The sequence below is a fragment of the Mesorhizobium ciceri biovar biserrulae genome, from assembly GCF_001618845.1.
Classification (GTDB): domain Bacteria; phylum Pseudomonadota; class Alphaproteobacteria; order Rhizobiales; family Rhizobiaceae; genus Mesorhizobium; species Mesorhizobium ciceri.
This window is the reverse complement of the sequence record NZ_CP015064.1, coordinates 4,672,847-4,689,520: the sequence shown is the minus strand read 5'-3', so window position 1 is coordinate 4,689,520 and position 16,674 is coordinate 4,672,847. Positions and strand designations below refer to the sequence as shown.

Here is a 16,674-nt window from a genome sequence, read left to right as displayed (position 1 = left end):
GCCTACTTCACGATTAGTGGTATATGCCACTAAATCAGATCAAGCGGCTTTCGGCAGCGCGGCAGATGCCACGGCGCCGGGGTCATTCGAAACGAACAAGATCAGTTGAAGAAGGAACAGGACAATGAGTGGACAGGGCAACAAGGGCACGGCGGTCGTCACCGGTGCTTCGTCGGGCATCGGCGCGGTCTATGCCGACCGGCTGGCGGGGCAGGGCTACGATCTGGTGCTGGTGGCGCGGCGCGCCGACCGGCTGGAGGAACTGGCCGGGAAGCTGCGCCAGACCTATAGCCGCAAGGTCGGCGTGATCAGCGCCGATCTTGCAAACGACGATGATGTGCGCCGCGTCGAGCAAGCTGTAACAGCCGACGAGAGCATCACACTGCTGGTCAACAATGCCGGCATCGGCGGCCAGGCCGTCGTGGCCACCGCCGATGTCGACGCGGCCGAGCGCATGATCAAGGTCAACACCATCGCCTTGACGCGTCTAACCCGCGCCGTGCTGCCGGGGCTTTTGGCACGCAACCGCGGCGGCATCGTCAACATCGCCTCGGTGCTCGCCTTCGACACCTCCTTCGGCGGCATCTACAGCGGCACCAAAGCTTATGTGGTCAACTTCACCGAAGCCCTGCACCGTGAGGTCGAGGGCACCAATGTGAAGGTGCAGGTGGTGCTGCCGGGCGCGACCCGGACCGATTTCTGGGAACTTGCCGGCACCGATATCGCAAACGTTCCGAAGGAGATCATCATGACCGCCGACGACATGGTCGATGCCGCACTTGTCGGCTTGGCCAAAGGCGAGGCGGTCACCGTGCCCGCGCTTGCCGATGCGGCCAAGCTCGACACATTCCTCGGCGCCCGGCAAGCCTTCTACGGCAGCCTGCACGCCGACAAGCCGGCGGCGCGTTACGGGGTTTGACGTTTGAGAGGCTGGTTCGCTTTGCGAACCAGGACCCCCACCCCGCTGCTTCGCAGCGACTTGCCGGGGCGAGCCACGGGTCTCGCCCGTCCTTCGGACCCCCATAAGGGGGAAGGTTGGGGACGCGGCTTGTCCGCCCATGCGACAATGGTCTTGTGGGGTGCGAAAAGCTGGACTCCCCACCTCCCCCTTGTGGGGAGGTCGGACCGAAGGTCAGGGTGGGGGGCTGGCGCGGGTTTTGGCTTGAGCGCTTTACACCGACCGCCACATCGGAATGATCGAGGCGGCCAGCACCAGCGCCATCACGACGTTGAGCGCGCGCCATTGCCATTCGGTCTTGAGCAGCCGCGCCAGCACCATGCCGGCCACGCACCACAGTGAAAGCGAGGCGGCGGCCGCGAGGCCGAAAGTGGCGCCGAGCAGCAGCGCGAGCTGCATCGGTCCGCTGGCCAATGCCGCGAACGACGCCGCGGCGCCCAGTCCCATCGCCCATCCCTTCGGGTTCATCCATTGAATGCCGGCGCCGCCGAGAAAGCTGTTCGGCCTGGTCATGTTCACATCCAGATTAGGCGGTCCGCTGCGGCCGATCTTGATCGCCAGCCAGACGAGATAAAGTGAGCCGGTGACCTTCATCGCCAGTTGCAGCGAGGGCACGGCGAGCAGCAGGCCGGCGAGCCCGGCGGCGGCGGCGCTCGTCACCGTGGCGAGGCCGGCGGCGCTGCCGATCAGCAGGGGTACCGAACGGCGAAAGCCGAACTGCGCGCCCGATGCCGTTGACAGGGTCGTGGCGATGCCGGGCGTGGTGGTGGCGACGATGGCAAACAGGATGAGCGGGAAAATGGGCTCGAGCATGCGGCGTCCTCGGTGGGAGGGCTGCCATCGTAGCCGCGCGCGAACTTCAGTAAATGCAATGTTTGCTATGGTTGACATTAGCAAGCATAATGCCAACCATGATCCGAAATCTCGACATGGCGCTGATCCGCACCTTTACCACCGTTGCCGACAAGGCCAGCATGACAGCGGCGGCCAATGCACTGCACCTGACGCAAGGTGCTGTCAGCCAGCAGGTCAAACGGCTGGAGGAGGCGTTCGGCTCGAGCCTCTTCGAGCGCGACCGGCGCGGCTTGCGGCTGACGCGCGCCGGTGAACAGCTGTTCGGCAGGGGCAAGCGGCTGCTGGCCTTGAATGACGAGATCTGGGCCGAAATGGCTGGGAGCCCGGTGGCCGGCCAGGTGCGGCTCGGCGTGCCCTACGACCTTGTCGGCACCTTGCTGGCGCCGGTGCTGAAGACCTATGCCGAGACCTATCCGCAGGTCGAGATATCGCTGGTCTGCGCCTCGTCGCCAGAATTGACTGCTGCCCTTGCGGCCGGGACCATCGACCTTGCCGTGATCGAGGAATGCGCCGGCCCGTCGGCCGGCGAATGCCTCGTCGTTGACCGGCTGGTCTGGGTCGGTGCCAAGGGCGGCGTTGCCCGCGCCAAGCGGCCGCTGCCGGTGTCGATCGTCGCCGACACCTGCGCTTTCCGGCCGGCTGTGCTGGCGGCGCTCGGTGAGCATGGGCTGGAGTGGCGCACCGTGTTCGAGAACGGCAACATCGACGCGACGACCGCGACGGTGCGCTCCGACCTCGCCGTCACCACCTGGCTGGCCTCCACGGTGCCAGCCGATCTCGACATATTGCCATCGGAGTCCGGCCTGCCGCCGCTGCCGAATTTTGCCATCAACCTGCATCTGCCGAGGCATGGGGTAGGTCCCGCGGCGCAGGAATTCGCACGGCATATACGGGAAGGGCTGGCGCGGCGACCAGTCGCTGCTTGAAGCTTCTCAGAACTTGGGTTCCTCTCCCCCGTCGATCGGGGAGAGGTGTCGAGCGAAGCTCGACGGAGTGGGGGTCGATCTTTCATCGTGGGGCGAGGAACCCAGGTCCTGCTACTTCCAGTTCTTCCGCCGCTCGATCTCGGCGTCCGACGGCTCTCCCGTGACAAACGACCCGACCTTGACCTCGCCCGCGCGTTCGTAGGTCGCCATGATGACGCCGGTGCCGGTTGCCTGCGACTTAATGAGCTTGAAGGCGGCCGGGATCGCGCTGTCGCCGAACAGCCGCTTGCCGTTACCCAGCAACAGCGGGAAGACCATCAGCCGGATCTCGTCGATCAGCCCGTTGGCGAGCAGCGTTCGGATCAGGTTGCCCGATCCCTGGATGAGCAGGTCGGGTCCATCCTCCTGCTTGAGGCGGCGCAACTCCGCAACGATATCAGGCCCGAGCGATTGCGTGTTCTGCCAGGTGAGGGTATCGGGCCGATGCGTCGCGACATATTTGGTCGCGGGGTTGAAGGCATCCGCGATCGGATCTTTCTGATACGGCCAGTAGGCGGCGAAGATGTCGTAGGTCCTGCGGCCGAGCAGCAGGGCGAAAGGCTTGGAGAACAGTTCATCCATCGCCGCGCCCCCCGCCTCGTCGAAGTAATGGAAGGTCCAGCCGCCGAACTTGAAGCCGCCGACCGGATCCTCTTGCGGGCCGCCGGGCGCCTGCATGACGCCGTCGAGGCTGACGAATGTCGCAGAGATGATCTTTCTCATTCCAATGCTCCCGTTCTTCGGTCCACGCCGTCGTGGCGGACTTCAGCCCAAGGACGGGCGACGAGCCACCGGTCCGACAGGACAGGACGAAATTTTGGAAAATCACCGTTGCTTGCGAGGCTCGGTGTGGAGATTTTCCGACGAGAACCAGACATCGCCTGATATGGCGGTGGCGGTGTCGTCCGGCGCCCTGTCCTGCGCCAGCCAGATCGAGCGGCTGCGCGCGGCCTGCTCGCCGGTGGGGATCATCGCCGCGGGGTCCGCGACCGAGGCGCCGACACAGGGAATGAACCACGACCGCATGAACGGATCGCAGGCAAAGCCTTTTTGCGTGCGTGTCACCATCACCGCCAGCGGGACGCGCTCGGCCGGCCGCCAGGGAAAGATCATGCGGCCGCCTGGCCGCAGCGCCTTCAGCCATCCGGCCGGGGGCGCTGCGACCCCGGCATTGACATAGATGATGTCGGATGGCGGCAGGGGCGTCGTCACGGCATCGCCATGGACCACCGTCGCATTGCCATAGGCTTCGAGATTTTGCCGCGCCAGATAGGCCAGCTTCTCGTCGAGTTCGAAAGCGGTGACGATGCCGCCTGGCGAAACCAGCCGGGCCAGCACGGCGGTGTAGTAGCCGGTGCCGGCGCCGATATGGCAAACCGCCTCACCGGGTTTCGGTTCAAGCTTTCCAATCCACATGGCGTGCAGGAATGGCTCGCCATTGTTGATGCCCTTGTCGTCGTCGAGCGCCACCAGCACGTTCTGATAGATATGAGCCGGATCGGCGCTTGGTGTTCTGATCTTGCCGTTGCCAGCGACGACCGTCCACGGCCCGGGACCGAGAAACGCTTCGCGCGGCACGTCGGCGAAAGCCGCTTCCAGACGTGGGTCGGGCGAGCCGGCATTGGCGGCCAGCAGCCGCGCGTAGAATTTCCTGATGTCTTCGATCCGGGTCATGATGCCGGAAAACATAGCGCGGATTGCCGATTTGTCGCGAGGCTGCCCCCTGCGCAGAGGGCAGCCGGTTTCCAGGCGAAGCGGAACTCAGCCGACCCCGAACATGGTGTCGTAGAGCAGCTTGAAGTTGAGCACCAGGATGATCGCGGCGACCACCCAGGCAAGGGCTGCGACGCCGCGCGGAATGGCGAGATTGCCCATCTTCTTCTTGTCGGAGACGAACTGCACCAGCGGGACGACCGCGAAGGGCAGTTGCATCGACAGGATGACCTGGCTGAACACCAGCAACTGGCCGGTGCCCTTTTCGCCATAGAGCGCGGTGACGACCACCACCGGGATAATGGCGAGGCCGCGCGTCAGCAGCCGGCGTGCCCAGTTGGGGATGCGCAGGCGCAGGAAGCCTTCCATAACAATCTGGCCGGCGAGCGTGGCCGTCACCGTCGAGTTCAGGCCGGAAGCCAGCAGCGCCACCGCGAACAGGATCGAGGCGATGCCGAGGCCGAGCAGCGGCGACAGCAGCTCGAAGGCCTGGCCGATCTCTGCGACGTCCTGGTGGCCGGTGTTGTGAAAGGCGACCGCGGACACGATCAGGATCGAGGCGTTGACGAACAAAGCCAGCATCAGGGCGATGGTCGAGTCCGTCGTTGCCCATTTGATGGCGTCGCGCTTGCCCTTGTCGGTGCGTTCATAGGCGCGGGTCTGCACGATCGAGGAGTGCAGATAGAGATTATGCGGCATGACGGTGGCGCCGATGATGCCGATGGCGATGTAGAGCATCGCCGGATTGGTGACGATTTCCGACGACGGCACGAACATGGCATGCAGGATCGAACCGGCCGGCGGGGCGGCGACGAAGATCTGGATGGCGAAGCAGCTGAAGATGATGATCAAAAGCGCGATGACGAAGGCTTCGAGATAGCGAAACCCCTTGTTCATCAGGAGCAGCACGAGGAAGGCGTCGAGCGCCGTCAGCATGGCGCCGCCGATCAGCGGAATGCCGAACAGAAGCTGCAATGCGATCGCGGTGCCGATGACTTCGGCCAGGTCGCAGGCGATGATGGCCAGCTCGCAGGCGATCCACAGCACGAAGTTCACCGGCCGGGGATAATAGGCCCGGCAGGCCTGGGCGAGGTCGCGGCCGGTGGCGATGCCGAGCCGTGCCGCCAGCGCCTGCAAAAGGATCGCCATCAGGTTGGACAGCATGATGATGAACAGCAGCGTGTAACCGAACTGGGCGCCGCCGGCGAGGTCGGTCGCCCAGTTGCCGGGGTCCATATAGCCGACCGAGACCATGTAGCCGGGACCCATGAAGGCGAACAGGCGACGGAACCAGACGCCCGAGTTCGGCACGGCGATAGAGGAATTGACTTCGCGCAGGCTGGGCTGCTCGTCCTCGTCGGGCCTGGCGAACCGCCATGAGGAACGGGAGGCTGTGGCTTCGGCTTCGGACATGAAGGAGGGCTTTCCGCGAGACTGGACGATGTTGCCTTAAGCTATGCCATGGCTCAACATTATGCAATATGCTATATTTCATTGTCGTTGCTTTTTATCCGGCTGGCGGCCATCGGGTGAAACGGCGATCGGAAGCCCCGGTTGCACCTGTTGCGGAATGCAAATAAACGGCCTGAAGAATCAGAGCCCGTGCTATGAAAGCATGGATGGCAAATAGTCCTGGGAGGAGCGCGTATTGGTGCTGAAGAACAGACCAGTTCCGCGCGAGCCGCTGCTCGACGCCGAAATTCATTCGGAGGGCTTCCGGCAGCAGCGCGAAGCGCGCCGCAGTGCGTTGGTCGAGGATTATGTCGAACTGATCGCCGACCTGATCGAAGACGGCAACGAGGCGCGTCAGGTCGACATCGCCGCACGGCTCGGTGTCGCGCAGCCGACAGTGGCCAAGATGCTGACCAGGCTGTGCGCCGACGGTCTGGTGTCGAGAAAACCCTATCGTGGCGTGTTCCTGACCGAAGCCGGCCGCAAAGTCGCGGAGGAAAGCCGCATCCGCCACCAGACGGTGGAAGCTTTCTTGCGCTCGCTCGGTGTCAGTGCGGAGACAGCGCGCATCGATGCCGAGGGCATCGAGCACCATGTCAGCGCCGAGACGCTGGAAGCCTTCCGCAAGGCGATGACGGCGCGCTGAGCGCCAGAGTTCCCGCGTCGCCGGAACCGTCGCACGCCAGACACGTTTGCACCAGATCCGTGCGATTGGCGCGCGAAAGGGAGGAAACGATGGGCATCGAACAAACGCCGGCGGCAAAGGGCAAGCAGGCAGCCGAGGGACTGAAACAGGCGGCGGCCAGGGATGAGCGCAAGACCGAAGCCGAAACCGGCCATCCGCTGAAAAAGGGCGCGGCGCGTTTCGAGGAGCGTTCGAAGAGCTCCGACGGCAAGAGCGCCGGCGCCAAGCAGGAAGATTAGCTCTCTGTCGGGCTTACGTGATCGGCTGTAGGCCACGGCCGCCTGTTGGGACGTGGCTCGGCGCCTTCTGGCGACAGTATCGCTTGGCCCTCCATTTTGGCTCCGGGCGTTCAAGCCCTTTGAAATATCCACTGGACCTGTCTCGGCCATGGGGACGATTGCAACGCCGAGCCGCTCGCCACAACGAACTTGGCCGCAAGGCGACCCGTGTGGCCAAAAAGGCCATCGAAAAATGCTGTGACTTGGCGCAACCATTGGGATAATTGTCTTGTGCCCCGGAGCAACGGGGAGGTTTGCTGCACGAGGAGTTGCCATGCTCTGGAAGGGCCGTCGTCAGAGTGACAATATCGAGGACGACCGCAGCGACAGCGGCGGTGGCGGACTCGGCGGCGGCGGTGGCCAGTTCCGCATTCCGATCGGCGGCCGTACCGGTGGCGGCGGCAGCATCTTCCTCGTCATCCTGGTGGTGCTGGCCGGATGGTATTTCGGCTTCGATCCTTCGACGATCCTGGGTGGCGGCGACGGCGGCCTGCTGCCGGGCGGCGGCGGCCAGATCACCGACAACAGCGGCCAGGACAGCGGCACCGCCCCCGCCAATGACGAGATGAAGCAGTTCGTGGCGACCGTGCTGGCCGAGACCGAGGACACCTGGACCGGCATCTTCAAGTCGCAGGGATTGACCTACGAGGATCCCAAGCTGGTGCTGTTTTCCGGCCAGGTCCGTTCGGCCTGCGGCTTTGCCTCCGCGGCGGCCGGACCGTTCTATTGTCCCGGCGACCACAAGGTCTATCTGGACATGACCTTCTTCCAGCAACTCGACCAGCAGTTCGGCGCTTCGGGCGAATTTGCCCGCGCCTATGTGATCGCGCATGAGATCGGCCATCATGTGCAGAACCTGACCGGCATCATGTCCAAGTTCAACCAGATGCGGCAGAGCATGGGCGAGGTCGAGGCCAACCAGATGTCGGTGCGAATCGAGCTTCAGGCCGACTGCTTTGCCGGTGTGTGGGCCCACTACACCGGACAGAAAGGCATATTGGAGCAGGGCGACATCGAAAGCGCGCTGAACGCCGCCAAGCAGATCGGCGACGACACGCTGCAGAAGAAGATGCAGGGCTATGTCGTGCCGGAAAGCTTCAACCACGGCACCTCGCAGCAGCGGCAGACCTGGCTGGCGCGTGGTTACAAGAGCGGCAAGCTGTCGGATTGCAACACGCTGAGTGGGCCGATCTGACCAGACCGTTGTCGAGCTTCACCTGCCGGCGATGCTGCCGTCAGGTGGTGTCAGGATGAATAGATTCGGCCTGTTCCTGCATTGTTCCTTTCCGCGAGCTCGCCTATAAGGTGCGTCCGCCTGCGCCTGAGGGCGAGCAGAGGAGCTTGATCCTGCATGATCGACCCCAAAACCGCCAGACGGGGCCTTGCGCTCGTCTTCACCACGCTGCTGCTCGACATTATCGGCTTCGGCATGATCATGCCGGTGCTGCCGGCCTATCTCCGGGAATTGACCGGGGTCAGCATCAGCGGCGCGGCGATCGAAGGCGGCTGGCTGTTCTTCGTCTATGCGGCGATGCAGTTCTTCTTCGCGCCGATCATGGGCGGCTTGAGCGACCGGTTCGGGCGGCGGCCGATCCTGCTCGCATCGGTGCTGACCTTCTCCATCGACAATCTGATCTGCGCCGTCGCCTGGTCCTACCCGATGCTGTTCATCGGGCGCGTGCTGGCCGGCATTTCGGGCGCCAGCTATTCGACGACATCGGCCTTCATCGCCGACATCTCGAACGATGACAATCGGGCTAAGAATTTCGGCCTGCTCGGCATCGCATTTGGCGTCGGCTTCGTCATCGGGCCGGTTCTGGGCGGGCTGCTCGGCACGTTCGGGCCGCGCGTGCCGTTCTATTTCGCCGCCGGGCTCGCCTTCGTTAATTTCCTCATCGCGTTGTTTTTCCTGCCGGAAACGCTCGATGACAAGCACCGCCGCCGTTTCGAGTGGAAACGCGCCAACCCGGTCGGCACGCTTCTGCAGATGCGCCAATATCAAGGCATCGGCTGGATCGGGCTTGTCTTCTTCCTGATGACGCTCGGGCATATGATGTATCCGGCGGTCTGGTCGTTCGTCTCCAGCTACCGCTATGGCTGGAGCGAGCAGCAGATCGGCTTCTCGCTCGGCGCCTTTGGCCTGTGCGGCGCGATCGTCATGGCGACGGTGCTGCCGCGCGTCATCCCTAGGCTTGGCGAGTGGAAGACCGCAGTCATCGGCCTGACATTCACGGCAGCCAGCGCCTTCGGCTACGCCTTCGCGTCGCAAGGCTGGATGATCTATGCGGTGATCGTCGTCGGCTGCCTGGAAGCGCTGGCCGACCCGCCGCTGAGGAGCCTCGCCGCCGCCAAGGTGCCGCCTTCGGCGCAAGGCGAACTGCAGGGCGCGATGACCTCGATCTTCTCGATCACCTCGATCATCACGCCGCTGCTCTACACGGCGATCTTTTCCTGGTTCACCGGGCCAAGCGCGCCGGTGACCTTCGGCGGCGCGCCCTATCTGCTGGGAGCGTGCTTCCTGACGCTGGCGGTCATCGTCTTTGTGACGAAAGTTGCGAGGCCGGCAGCGCGCACGAATGTCGCCACCGATGTCGCTGAGGATGGAGCACAGGTGTGAGTCACAGCCGCATTGCGCTCACCAGGGATGGACCATCGCTGTCGCGACTGGTCTTCGGCGCCTCGCGGCTGCTCGGCAGCGCCGCCCGCCCGGATGCCGATCATGTCGCACGGCTGATCGGCACCGCCGTCGATCTCGGACTGACCAGCTTTGACCATGCCGACATCTATGGGCACTATGAGGTTGAAGCGGCCTTCGGCGCCGGGCTGGCGCGCTGGAAAGGCAAGCGCGACGGCATCGAGTTGATCTCGAAGTGCGATATCATGAAGAAAGCGCCAAGCCGGCCGGACAACCGGCTGAAGCATTACGATACCAGTGCCACCCATATCGCAGCCTCCGTCGACCGCTCGCTCGCCAATCTCGGCACCGACTATCTCGACCTGTTGCTGCTGCACCGGCCAGACCCGCTGATGGATGGCGACGAGACGGCGGCAGCCCTTGCCGGGCTGGTCACATCGGGCAGAGTGCGGACGATCGGCGTCTCCAATTTCACGCCGTCGCAGTTCGATTTGCTGGCCTCGCGGATGCCGTTCGCGCTCGCCACTAACCAGATCGAGATGTCGGTGCTGAAGACATCAGCGCTGACCGATGGCAGCCTCGACCACGCGCAGCGCCTTGCCTATGCGCCGATGATCTGGTCGCCGCTCGGGGGCGGCTCGCTGTTCACCTGCAAGGAGGGGCGCGAGGCGCGGGTGCGGACAGCGCTTGCCGAGGTGGCAGCGGAAATCGGTGCCGGCGATCTGGCTGCCGTCGCGATCGCCTGGCTACTGCGCCATCCGGCCCGATTGGTGCCGGTGCTGGGTTCGATGAAGCCGGAAAGGCTGGCGGCCATGGTCAGGGCGCTGGACATCGTGCTCGACCGCCAGCAATGGTTCGCCATCTTGGAGGCCAGCGAAGGTCGGCCGGTGGCGTGAGGGCGAGGCTTGTGCCGCTTGGAGATCTGCCTGCGGCGCTATCGACCATTCGCTTTGCGGAGTCCGCCGTGAATGACGACGGGAGGCAGGTCTCAGCCAAATGTCGAAGTCACGCGATTTGCCTTCGAATGATCAAAGCTTCCTCGTCGAGGATTTAATGCTCAATTCAATCCATTTCACTCGGAATGCCGAATATTGATCTGCGCCAGTTCGGCGTGCGTGAGCCGGCCCCGCAAAATCTCCATGGTCGCGTCAGCGGGCAGTGCTTTTTCGGTTTTCAGCTGAGCCTTGCGTTCGTCGTAGATCGCCACATCTGCGGCGTCTTCAAGGGCTTCTTCAGCGGCATGCAGGTCCGTATTCTTACGCATGTCTTTGCCCCCAAAACTGCGCCGCGCCGTCGCGGCGGTCCGCTAAGCCCGTTCGGCCAGCAATTCCTCACCGCGCTTTTCGCGGATCAAATTGACGAAGCGGCGGAACAGGTAGTGCGAATCCTGCGGGCCGGGCGAAGCCTCGGGGTGATGCTGGACCGAGAACACCGGCCGGCCGGTCAGCGTGATGCCGCAATTCGAACCGTCGAACAGCGAGACGTGGGTTTCCTCGACGCCTGATGGCAGCGAGTCGGCATCCACGGCAAAGCCGTGGTTCATCGAGACGATCTCGACCTTGCCGGTGGTGTGGTCCTTGACCGGATGGTTGGCGCCGTGATGGCCCTGGTGCATCTTGGCGGTCTTGCCGCCCAGCGCCAGCGCCAGCATCTGGTGGCCAAGGCAGATGCCGAACACCGGGATGTCGGTCTTCAGCAGATCCCGGATGACCGGAACGGCATAGTCGCCGGTGGCTTCCGGGTCGCCGGGGCCGTTGGAGAGAAAAATGCCGTCCGGCTGCATGGCGAGGATTTCCTCGGCGCCGGACTTGGCCGGCACCACGGTGACCTTGGCGCCGAGGCCGGCGAGCAGGCGCAAGATGTTGCGTTTGACGCCGTAGTCGATGGCGACGACGTGCATTGTCGGTTCGATCTGTTCGCCAAAGCCTTCGTTCCACACCCAGGGCGTCTCGCGCCAGACCGAGGACTGGCCCGAGGTGACCTCCTTGGCGAGATCCAGCCCGATCAGGCCCGACCATGCGGCGGCGCGGCGCTTCAGATCGTCGATGTCGAACACGCCATCGGGCGCATGCGCGATGACGGCGTTGGGCATGCCCTTTTCACGGATCAGCGCGGTGAGCGCGCGGGTGTCGATGCCCGACAAAGCGACGATGCCGCGCTTCTTCAGCCACTGGTCGAGACCAGTGCCGGCACGGTAGTTGGACGGGTTGGTGACATCGGCCTTGAACACGGCGCCGACGGCGCCGGCGCGGGCGACCGGATTGAGATCCTCGATGTCCTCGTCATTGGTGCCGATGTTGCCGATATGCGGGAAGGTGAAGGTGACGATCTGGCCGGCATAGGACGGATCGGTGAGGATTTCCTGATAGCCGGTCAGCGCCGTGTTGAAGCAGACTTCGGCGACAGCGGAGCCGGTGGCGCCGAGACCGCGACCTTCGATGACGGTGCCGTCGGCCAGCACCAGAAGGGCGGTCGGCTTTTCCGTGGCCCAAGCGGGGGTCAAGGCGGGCGTCATCTCGGCCATGCGGCACTCCTGTCAGGCCGCGCGCTGCAACCGGCCCGGCGGGCCATCTGCGCGGCAAACGGCGCGAAGCGGCGATTTCGCGGCTTCCACGCAGTCAAATTTCCGTTCATGCAAGGCCCAGTACATAGGGGAAGGGGGCAGGGCGGTCAATGATCATGCGAAATGCCGCCATATTTTATTTCGCCTAGCAAAATCAGTGGCTTGCCTCGGCACATCAGAGTTTGCCTTGGCTCGCCCGCGGCGCTATTGTCCGCGCCGATCGAAGGAGAATGCACCATGCGCGGCAAAATCGCCGAATCCCTGAAGAGCGCGATGAAGGCGCAGGACAAGCACCGGCTGCCGACATTGCGGCTGATCCAGGCCGCCATTCACGACCGCGACATTGCCAATCGCGGGTCAGGCAAGGAGCCGGCCAGCGACGAGGAGATCCTGCAGATCCTGGCCAAGATGGTGAAGCAGCGCGAGGAATCGGCCAAAGCCTTCGATGACGGCAAGCGGCCGGAACTGGCCGCGCAGGAGCGCGGCGAGATGGAGATCATCCGCACCTTCCTGCCGACGCAACTGGACGATGCGGCGGTAACCGCGGCGGCGCGCGAGGCGATCGCCGCGACCGGTGCGGCCAGCCAGAAGGACATGGGCAAGGTGATTGCCGCGCTGAAACAGAAATATGCCGGCCAGATGGATTTCGGCAAGGCGAGCGGCATCGTCAAGGGTCTGCTGCAGTAGGGTGCTGCTCATCTCGTCGCTTGGGTGGCCGACCGGGCGGAATCCAGATCCGTCCGGAATCCAAGTCCAGGAATTGGAACCCGGATAGCGCCGAGATGTTTATCCGTCATGCAACTGGAGAGATGCCATGACTGAGAACGAAACCCGCTATGAAACCGGTGCGACGAAATATCCGGCAAAGACCGGTGCCGACGCTTCCGATGAATTCTCCCAGGATGCGGCCGCCAACGAGAAGCCTGCCGGCGGAATAGGGCTCACCCGCCGGATGGGCGAAGTGGAAGACCGCACCCGCCAGTCGGAGGGACAAAACCCGCCAAGACAAGTCACGCCGAGCGCCGCAACCGAAAAGACGTCCGGGGCCGGCCCCGCTATCGCGGAGCGTTCAAAGGACGCCAAGGCTCCGAAGAGCAGCCAATGAAGCGAAGGCCGGGAGCACTCCTGCGGCGCTTTGGAGATCGGCGGACAAGTGGTTCGCGTAGTTAGCGTTTGCCGATCCCTTCAACGACGATGCGGATGAGGTGCCTGATCTCGTCCTCGCTGAATGACCCGGCCGAAAGCACCGAAAGCATCGCCTGGCCGTATATTCCAAGCAGGACCAGCGCCATGAAATTGGCATCGTCATCCCTGCGAATGACACCTTGCCGTTGGCCGAGCACCAGAAGGTCCCGGACCAGGCGCTGGAATGAGGGCCGGTCGGGCGGCGGCTGCAGGGACGGACGCTCGGCGGGGGCAAGAGCCAGCCTGGCAAGCGAGGGATTGGCCAGGCACCAGCCGGCGCTGTCGAGAAAGACTGTCTCGAGCATGACGAATACATCTTCGTTCGCCGCCATGCGGGCGCGGTAGGCGGCATCGCCCGCCTCCACGCGAGCGATGAGCCGCAACGCGATTTCTTCTTTCGAACTGAACAGATTGTAGACCGTTTTGCGGGTCAAGCCGGCGCGCGTCGCGATCTCCTCGACCGAGGTGTTGGCAAACCCCATCTCCCGAAACGCCAGGTCGGCGGCATCGAGGATGAGGCTTCGCGACCGTTCGGTCCGCTTTGGGGTTGTCATTTTTATACCCTAGTGTAAATTTACACGTATGTAAACTTTTGCTGCGTGACCGCCGCATTGCGGCAGCCGCCAATCCCGCGAAGGGTCGACTGTGGCGCATCGGAATTCAAGCGGCTCTATGGGAAGCAATGTGCAAATGGCTGGTAGTCTCAAGGAATTCGGCCTTGGGATCTGGATTGCGGATGGTCCGATCGTCACGGCGGCCGCCGGCTTTCACTATCCCACGCGTATGGCCGTTATCGGATTGTCCGGGGGCGGTTTGTTCATCTGGTCACCGGTAGAGCTCACGAACGAGCTGCGCGCCGATGTGGACGCTCTGGGCGTGGTGCGCTTCCTGATCCCGCCCAATTCGCTTCACCACGTGTTTCTCGCTGACTGGCAGCGCGGCTATCCCGATGCCAAGGTCTATGCGCCACCCGGCCTGCGGGAAAAGCGCCGAGATATCCTCTTCTGCGGCGAGCTCGGCGATACGCCTGCCGCCGACTGGGCGGACGATCTCGACCAGGTCGTCGTGCGCGGCAACAGGATCACCACCGAGATTGTCTTCTTCCACCGCGCAAGCAGGACAGTGTTGTTCACCGATCTGATCCAGCATTTCCACGCCGGATGGTTCAAGGGCTGGCGGGCGCTCGTAGCCCGGCTGGATCTGATGGTGGCCGCAGAGCCCTCAGTGCCGCGAAAATTCCGCGCCGGCTTTACCGACCGGCGCGCCGCGCGTGCCGCTCTTCAACGCATACTGGCATGGCCGGCCGAAAGAGTGCTGATGGCGCACGGCGAACCAGTGACGGAGGACGCTCAAACGTTCATCCGTCGCGCTTTTCGCTGGCTGGTTGGCCGCTGACTTCCTCGGCGGATTTCGGCGCTTCGAGCACACGGCGCAATGCCGGCGCTTCCTGCTGGATATGATCCCACAGCCGGTTCGCGATCGGCCCATGCGGCCGGTCGCGGCGGCGCGCCACCACCAGTTCGTCGGTGCGGCCCGGCAGATGACGGCCGGCAATGGAGTGCAGGCGTCCGTCCTGCAGTTCTTCCTCGATCAGGAAGCGGGGCAGGTGGCCCCAGCCAAGGCCCTGCAGGATGATCTCCTTCTTCATGCCCTGGTCGGCGACGAGGCATTGCGGCGCGCCTTCGATCAGCGAATAGTTTTGTTGTGGCGAATGGCGGGCGCTGTCGCGCATGACGCATTGGGTGAGTGCCTGCATCTGGTCCGGGGTGATCGGCTGCTCGATACGCTGAGGCAGAAAGCCCGGCGCCACCACGGGAATGAAGGACACCTTGCACAAATCGACCCATTCCACCCGCGCATCGCCCTTGTCGACCCAGTGCAGGATCAGGTCGGCTTCGTCGTCGAAGAGACGCTCCCATGGGCCGCCCACCGCTTCGAAATGCAGATGCAGGCGCGTGCCGGGCAACTGTGCGAAGAATCGCCCGAGCATGCCCAGCACCTGCGGGCGCGGGCACAGGTCGCCGATCACCACATGGATCTCGCTTTCCTCACCCATCGCCAACTGGGCGGCATGGACGCGCAAACCGTCCATCTCGCGCAGCAGCGATAGCGCTCGGCGGTGGAACGACAGCCCGGCCTCGGTCGGACGCACGCGATAGCCGCTGCGATCCAAAAGGACGAGGCCGAGCTGTCGCTCCAGCTTGGCGACGGCGGCGAACACCGCGGGGTGCGAGCGATACAGCATGGCCGCCGCAGGCTGAAAACCGCCGGTGCGGACCACCGCATCGAAGCATTGCAGATCGTGCAGGGTGAATTCGGCCATGTCAGTTTTTGTTACAGAGCTTGTCTTATCTTTGTAATATCAACAAAATCGCTCCACAGCTAGGCTCTGTCTCGTTCAACGTTCCAGAAGGAATCTTCATCATGAATGAGCTGAATTTCGTCACAACGGGCGACGGCACGCGCATCGCCTACCGCTTCGACGGCGAGGCAAGCAAGCCGGTGCGGGTGCTGTCGAATTCCATCGGCACCACGCTGCACATGTGGGATGGGCAGGTCGGCGAATTGTCGAAGCATTTTCGTGTCCTGCGCTACGACTTTCGCGGCCATGGCGGATCGAGCGTTCCGGTCGGCGCCTATTCGCTGGACCGGCTTGGCCGCGACGTCATCGAGTTGCTCGATGCGCTCGACCTGCAACGCGTACATTTCCTTGGCCTGTCGCTCGGCGGGTTCGTCGCGCAGTGGATCGGCATCCACGCGCCCGAGCGGATCGACCGGCTGATCCTGAGCAACACCTCGTCCCATCTGGCGCCGGCAAGCTATTTCGACGAGCGGATCGCTGCGGTGCGCCAGGCGCCGGACATGTCGGAAACCGCTGAGACGTTCCTGAGCAACTGGTTCCCGGCGTCGCTGGTTGCCGCCAACGAGCCTGTGGTCGAAGACTTTCGCGCCATGCTGCTGGCTATCGACCGGCAGGGCCTGGCGGGTCTGTTCGCGGCGGTTCGCGACGCGGACCTTCGCCGCACCGTGGCACTGATACCCCGGCCGACGCTGGTGATCGCCGGTCGGCACGACACGGTGACGGCAGCCAGCCACAGCGAGCTGATCGCCGCGACGGTGCCCGGCGCGAAGCTGGTTGTGCTGCCTGCGGTCCATCTGTCGAACATCGAATATCCGGCGGAGTTCATCCAGGCTGTCATCGATTTCTGCGCGGAGCCGAGTGCCGCGACGGCAAAGGCATCCGGCACCAGCCCGGCGGTTGCCGAGCGTTCAAAGGACGCTGCGGTTCACAAGGGCGGGCGCCAGCCGGAGCCTGCGTCAATGTGAGCGCCGGGCCGAGCCGAGCCATCTGGCGAGAAGCTTTTCAACGCCTTTCGGAACGATC

At 63.9% G+C, this 16,674-nt stretch carries 19 protein-coding genes; 11 read left to right on the top strand and 8 right to left on the bottom strand.

The annotated features are described in order from the left end of the window. Positions 1-124 precede the first annotated feature (124 nt). Positions 125-919 carry an SDR family NAD(P)-dependent oxidoreductase gene (locus tag A4R29_RS22035; protein ID WP_013530115.1) on the top strand — a complete coding sequence of 265 codons (795 nt, stop codon included), beginning with the start codon at positions 125-127 and terminating at the stop codon, positions 917-919. Between the two features lie 252 nt (positions 920-1,171). Here A4R29_RS22035 and A4R29_RS22030 read toward each other — a convergent pair whose 3' ends face one another. Beyond that, complete coding sequence (locus tag A4R29_RS22030; RefSeq protein WP_063172886.1) at positions 1,172-1,771, bottom strand: LysE family translocator; 600 nt, start codon at positions 1,769-1,771, stop codon at positions 1,172-1,174. A 98-nt stretch (positions 1,772-1,869) separates the two neighbouring features. Here A4R29_RS22030 and A4R29_RS22025 point away from each other — a divergent pair, with 98 nt between their 5' ends. Further along, the gene (locus A4R29_RS22025; protein ID WP_082827478.1) at positions 1,870-2,739 is read left to right on the top strand and encodes a LysR family transcriptional regulator; all 870 of its coding nucleotides are present in this window, start codon (positions 1,870-1,872) and stop codon (positions 2,737-2,739) included. 111 nt (positions 2,740-2,850) lie between these two features. Here the strand turns inward: A4R29_RS22025 and A4R29_RS22020 are convergent, their stop codons facing one another. The 3 genes from A4R29_RS22020 to A4R29_RS22010 all read right to left on the bottom strand — a co-directional run bounded on the left by A4R29_RS22020 (position 2,851) and on the right by A4R29_RS22010 (position 5,904). Further along, positions 2,851-3,501, bottom strand: coding sequence for a dihydrofolate reductase family protein (locus A4R29_RS22020; RefSeq protein ID WP_063172884.1), 651 nt, complete (start codon positions 3,499-3,501; stop codon positions 2,851-2,853). Between the two features lie 102 nt (positions 3,502-3,603). Then, on the bottom strand, positions 3,604-4,452 hold the full coding sequence (locus A4R29_RS22015) for a protein-L-isoaspartate O-methyltransferase family protein (protein WP_063173776.1): 849 nt from the start codon (positions 4,450-4,452) through the stop codon (positions 3,604-3,606). Positions 4,453-4,539: 87 nt separating this feature from the next. Further along, positions 4,540-5,904 (bottom strand): Nramp family divalent metal transporter, encoded by a 1,365-nt coding sequence (locus A4R29_RS22010; protein WP_013530120.1) that lies wholly within the window; start codon positions 5,902-5,904, stop codon positions 4,540-4,542. Positions 5,905-6,139: 235 nt separating this feature from the next. Between A4R29_RS22010 and mntR the strand changes: the two genes are divergently transcribed. The 5 genes from mntR to A4R29_RS21985 all read left to right on the top strand — a co-directional run bounded on the left by mntR (position 6,140) and on the right by A4R29_RS21985 (position 10,437). Next, positions 6,140-6,589: a manganese-binding transcriptional regulator MntR gene (mntR, locus tag A4R29_RS22005; protein WP_024504117.1), complete on the top strand. Its 450-nt coding sequence runs from the start codon at positions 6,140-6,142 to the stop codon at positions 6,587-6,589. An 89-nt stretch (positions 6,590-6,678) separates the two neighbouring features. Further along, a complete protein-coding gene (locus A4R29_RS22000; protein ID WP_013530122.1) occupies positions 6,679-6,867 on the top strand; it encodes a hypothetical protein in 189 nt (62 codons plus the stop codon). 313 nt (positions 6,868-7,180) lie between these two features. Further along, positions 7,181-8,101 carry a KPN_02809 family neutral zinc metallopeptidase gene (gene ypfJ / locus A4R29_RS21995; protein WP_027162080.1) on the top strand — a complete coding sequence of 307 codons (921 nt, stop codon included), beginning with the start codon at positions 7,181-7,183 and terminating at the stop codon, positions 8,099-8,101. 156 nt (positions 8,102-8,257) lie between these two features. Continuing rightward, positions 8,258-9,523, top strand: coding sequence for a TCR/Tet family MFS transporter (locus A4R29_RS21990; RefSeq protein WP_027162079.1), 1,266 nt, complete (start codon positions 8,258-8,260; stop codon positions 9,521-9,523). Next, positions 9,520-10,437 (top strand): aldo/keto reductase, encoded by a 918-nt coding sequence (locus A4R29_RS21985; RefSeq protein ID WP_063172883.1) that lies wholly within the window; start codon positions 9,520-9,522, stop codon positions 10,435-10,437. The genes A4R29_RS21990 and A4R29_RS21985 overlap by 4 nt, the downstream gene beginning before the upstream one ends. 176 nt (positions 10,438-10,613) lie before the next feature. On the opposite strand, the gene A4R29_RS21980 is transcribed toward A4R29_RS21985, so the two are convergent. Together A4R29_RS21980 and carA are read right to left on the bottom strand one after the other, a co-directional pair. Further along, on the bottom strand, positions 10,614-10,805 hold the full coding sequence (locus A4R29_RS21980) for a hypothetical protein (RefSeq protein ID WP_063172882.1): 192 nt from the start codon (positions 10,803-10,805) through the stop codon (positions 10,614-10,616). Between the two features lie 42 nt (positions 10,806-10,847). Continuing rightward, the gene (gene carA / locus A4R29_RS21975) at positions 10,848-12,065 is read right to left on the bottom strand and encodes a glutamine-hydrolyzing carbamoyl-phosphate synthase small subunit (RefSeq protein ID WP_013530125.1); all 1,218 of its coding nucleotides are present in this window, start codon (positions 12,063-12,065) and stop codon (positions 10,848-10,850) included. Positions 12,066-12,341: 276 nt separating this feature from the next. On the opposite strand from carA, the gene A4R29_RS21970 reads away from it, so the two are divergent. Both A4R29_RS21970 and A4R29_RS21965 read left to right on the top strand, forming a co-directional pair. Then, entirely contained in the window at positions 12,342-12,791 is a 450-nt protein-coding gene (locus tag A4R29_RS21970; protein WP_013530126.1) for a GatB/YqeY domain-containing protein, read from the top strand. A 127-nt stretch (positions 12,792-12,918) separates the two neighbouring features. Then, on the top strand, positions 12,919-13,209 hold the full coding sequence (locus tag A4R29_RS21965; protein ID WP_063172881.1) for a hypothetical protein: 291 nt from the start codon (positions 12,919-12,921) through the stop codon (positions 13,207-13,209). A gap of 61 nt (positions 13,210-13,270) precedes the next feature. On the opposite strand, the gene A4R29_RS21960 is transcribed toward A4R29_RS21965, so the two are convergent. Beyond that, positions 13,271-13,843 (bottom strand): TetR/AcrR family transcriptional regulator, encoded by a 573-nt coding sequence (locus A4R29_RS21960; RefSeq protein WP_063172880.1) that lies wholly within the window; start codon positions 13,841-13,843, stop codon positions 13,271-13,273. Between the two features lie 118 nt (positions 13,844-13,961). Between A4R29_RS21960 and A4R29_RS21955 the strand changes: the two genes are divergently transcribed. Next, a complete protein-coding gene (locus tag A4R29_RS21955) occupies positions 13,962-14,684 on the top strand; it encodes a DUF4336 domain-containing protein (protein WP_224620599.1) in 723 nt (240 codons plus the stop codon). Here the strand turns inward: A4R29_RS21955 and A4R29_RS21950 are convergent. Continuing rightward, positions 14,647-15,612, bottom strand: coding sequence for a LysR family transcriptional regulator (locus tag A4R29_RS21950; RefSeq protein WP_013530130.1), 966 nt, complete (start codon positions 15,610-15,612; stop codon positions 14,647-14,649). The two genes, A4R29_RS21955 and A4R29_RS21950, sit on opposite strands and share 38 nt — an antisense overlap. Positions 15,613-15,713: 101 nt before the next feature. Here A4R29_RS21950 and A4R29_RS21945 point away from each other — a divergent pair, with 101 nt between their 5' ends. Then, on the top strand, positions 15,714-16,616 hold the full coding sequence (locus A4R29_RS21945; RefSeq protein ID WP_063172879.1) for an alpha/beta fold hydrolase: 903 nt from the start codon (positions 15,714-15,716) through the stop codon (positions 16,614-16,616). The last annotated feature ends 58 nt before the right edge of the window (positions 16,617-16,674 follow it).

Bases quoted from the DNA above. Each gene is read 5' to 3' on its own strand.
- A4R29_RS22000 (WP_013530122.1), top strand. From the start codon at position 6,679: ATGGGCATCGAACAAACGCCGGCGGCAAAGGGCAAGCAGGCAGCCGAG.
- A4R29_RS22015 (WP_063173776.1), bottom strand. From the start codon at position 4,452: ATGACCCGGATCGAAGACATCAGGAAATTCTACGCGCGGCTGCTGGCC.
- carA (WP_013530125.1), bottom strand. From the start codon at position 12,065: ATGGCCGAGATGACGCCCGCCTTGACCCCCGCTTGGGCCACGGAAAAG.
- A4R29_RS22030 (WP_063172886.1), bottom strand. From the start codon at position 1,771: ATGCTCGAGCCCATTTTCCCGCTCATCCTGTTTGCCATCGTCGCCACC.
- A4R29_RS21955 (WP_224620599.1), top strand. From the start codon at position 13,962: ATGGGAAGCAATGTGCAAATGGCTGGTAGTCTCAAGGAATTCGGCCTT.
- A4R29_RS21970 (WP_013530126.1), top strand. From the start codon at position 12,342: ATGCGCGGCAAAATCGCCGAATCCCTGAAGAGCGCGATGAAGGCGCAG.
- A4R29_RS22035 (WP_013530115.1), top strand. From the start codon at position 125: ATGAGTGGACAGGGCAACAAGGGCACGGCGGTCGTCACCGGTGCTTCG.
- A4R29_RS21950 (WP_013530130.1), bottom strand. From the start codon at position 15,612: ATGGCCGAATTCACCCTGCACGATCTGCAATGCTTCGATGCGGTGGTC.
- A4R29_RS21965 (WP_063172881.1), top strand. From the start codon at position 12,919: ATGACTGAGAACGAAACCCGCTATGAAACCGGTGCGACGAAATATCCG.
- A4R29_RS21990 (WP_027162079.1), top strand. From the start codon at position 8,258: ATGATCGACCCCAAAACCGCCAGACGGGGCCTTGCGCTCGTCTTCACC.
- ypfJ (WP_027162080.1), top strand. From the start codon at position 7,181: ATGCTCTGGAAGGGCCGTCGTCAGAGTGACAATATCGAGGACGACCGC.
- A4R29_RS21945 (WP_063172879.1), top strand. From the start codon at position 15,714: ATGAATGAGCTGAATTTCGTCACAACGGGCGACGGCACGCGCATCGCC.
- A4R29_RS22010 (WP_013530120.1), bottom strand. From the start codon at position 5,904: ATGTCCGAAGCCGAAGCCACAGCCTCCCGTTCCTCATGGCGGTTCGCC.
- A4R29_RS21980 (WP_063172882.1), bottom strand. From the start codon at position 10,805: ATGCGTAAGAATACGGACCTGCATGCCGCTGAAGAAGCCCTTGAAGAC.
- A4R29_RS22025 (WP_082827478.1), top strand. From the start codon at position 1,870: ATGATCCGAAATCTCGACATGGCGCTGATCCGCACCTTTACCACCGTT.
- A4R29_RS22020 (WP_063172884.1), bottom strand. From the start codon at position 3,501: ATGAGAAAGATCATCTCTGCGACATTCGTCAGCCTCGACGGCGTCATG.
- A4R29_RS21960 (WP_063172880.1), bottom strand. From the start codon at position 13,843: ATGACAACCCCAAAGCGGACCGAACGGTCGCGAAGCCTCATCCTCGAT.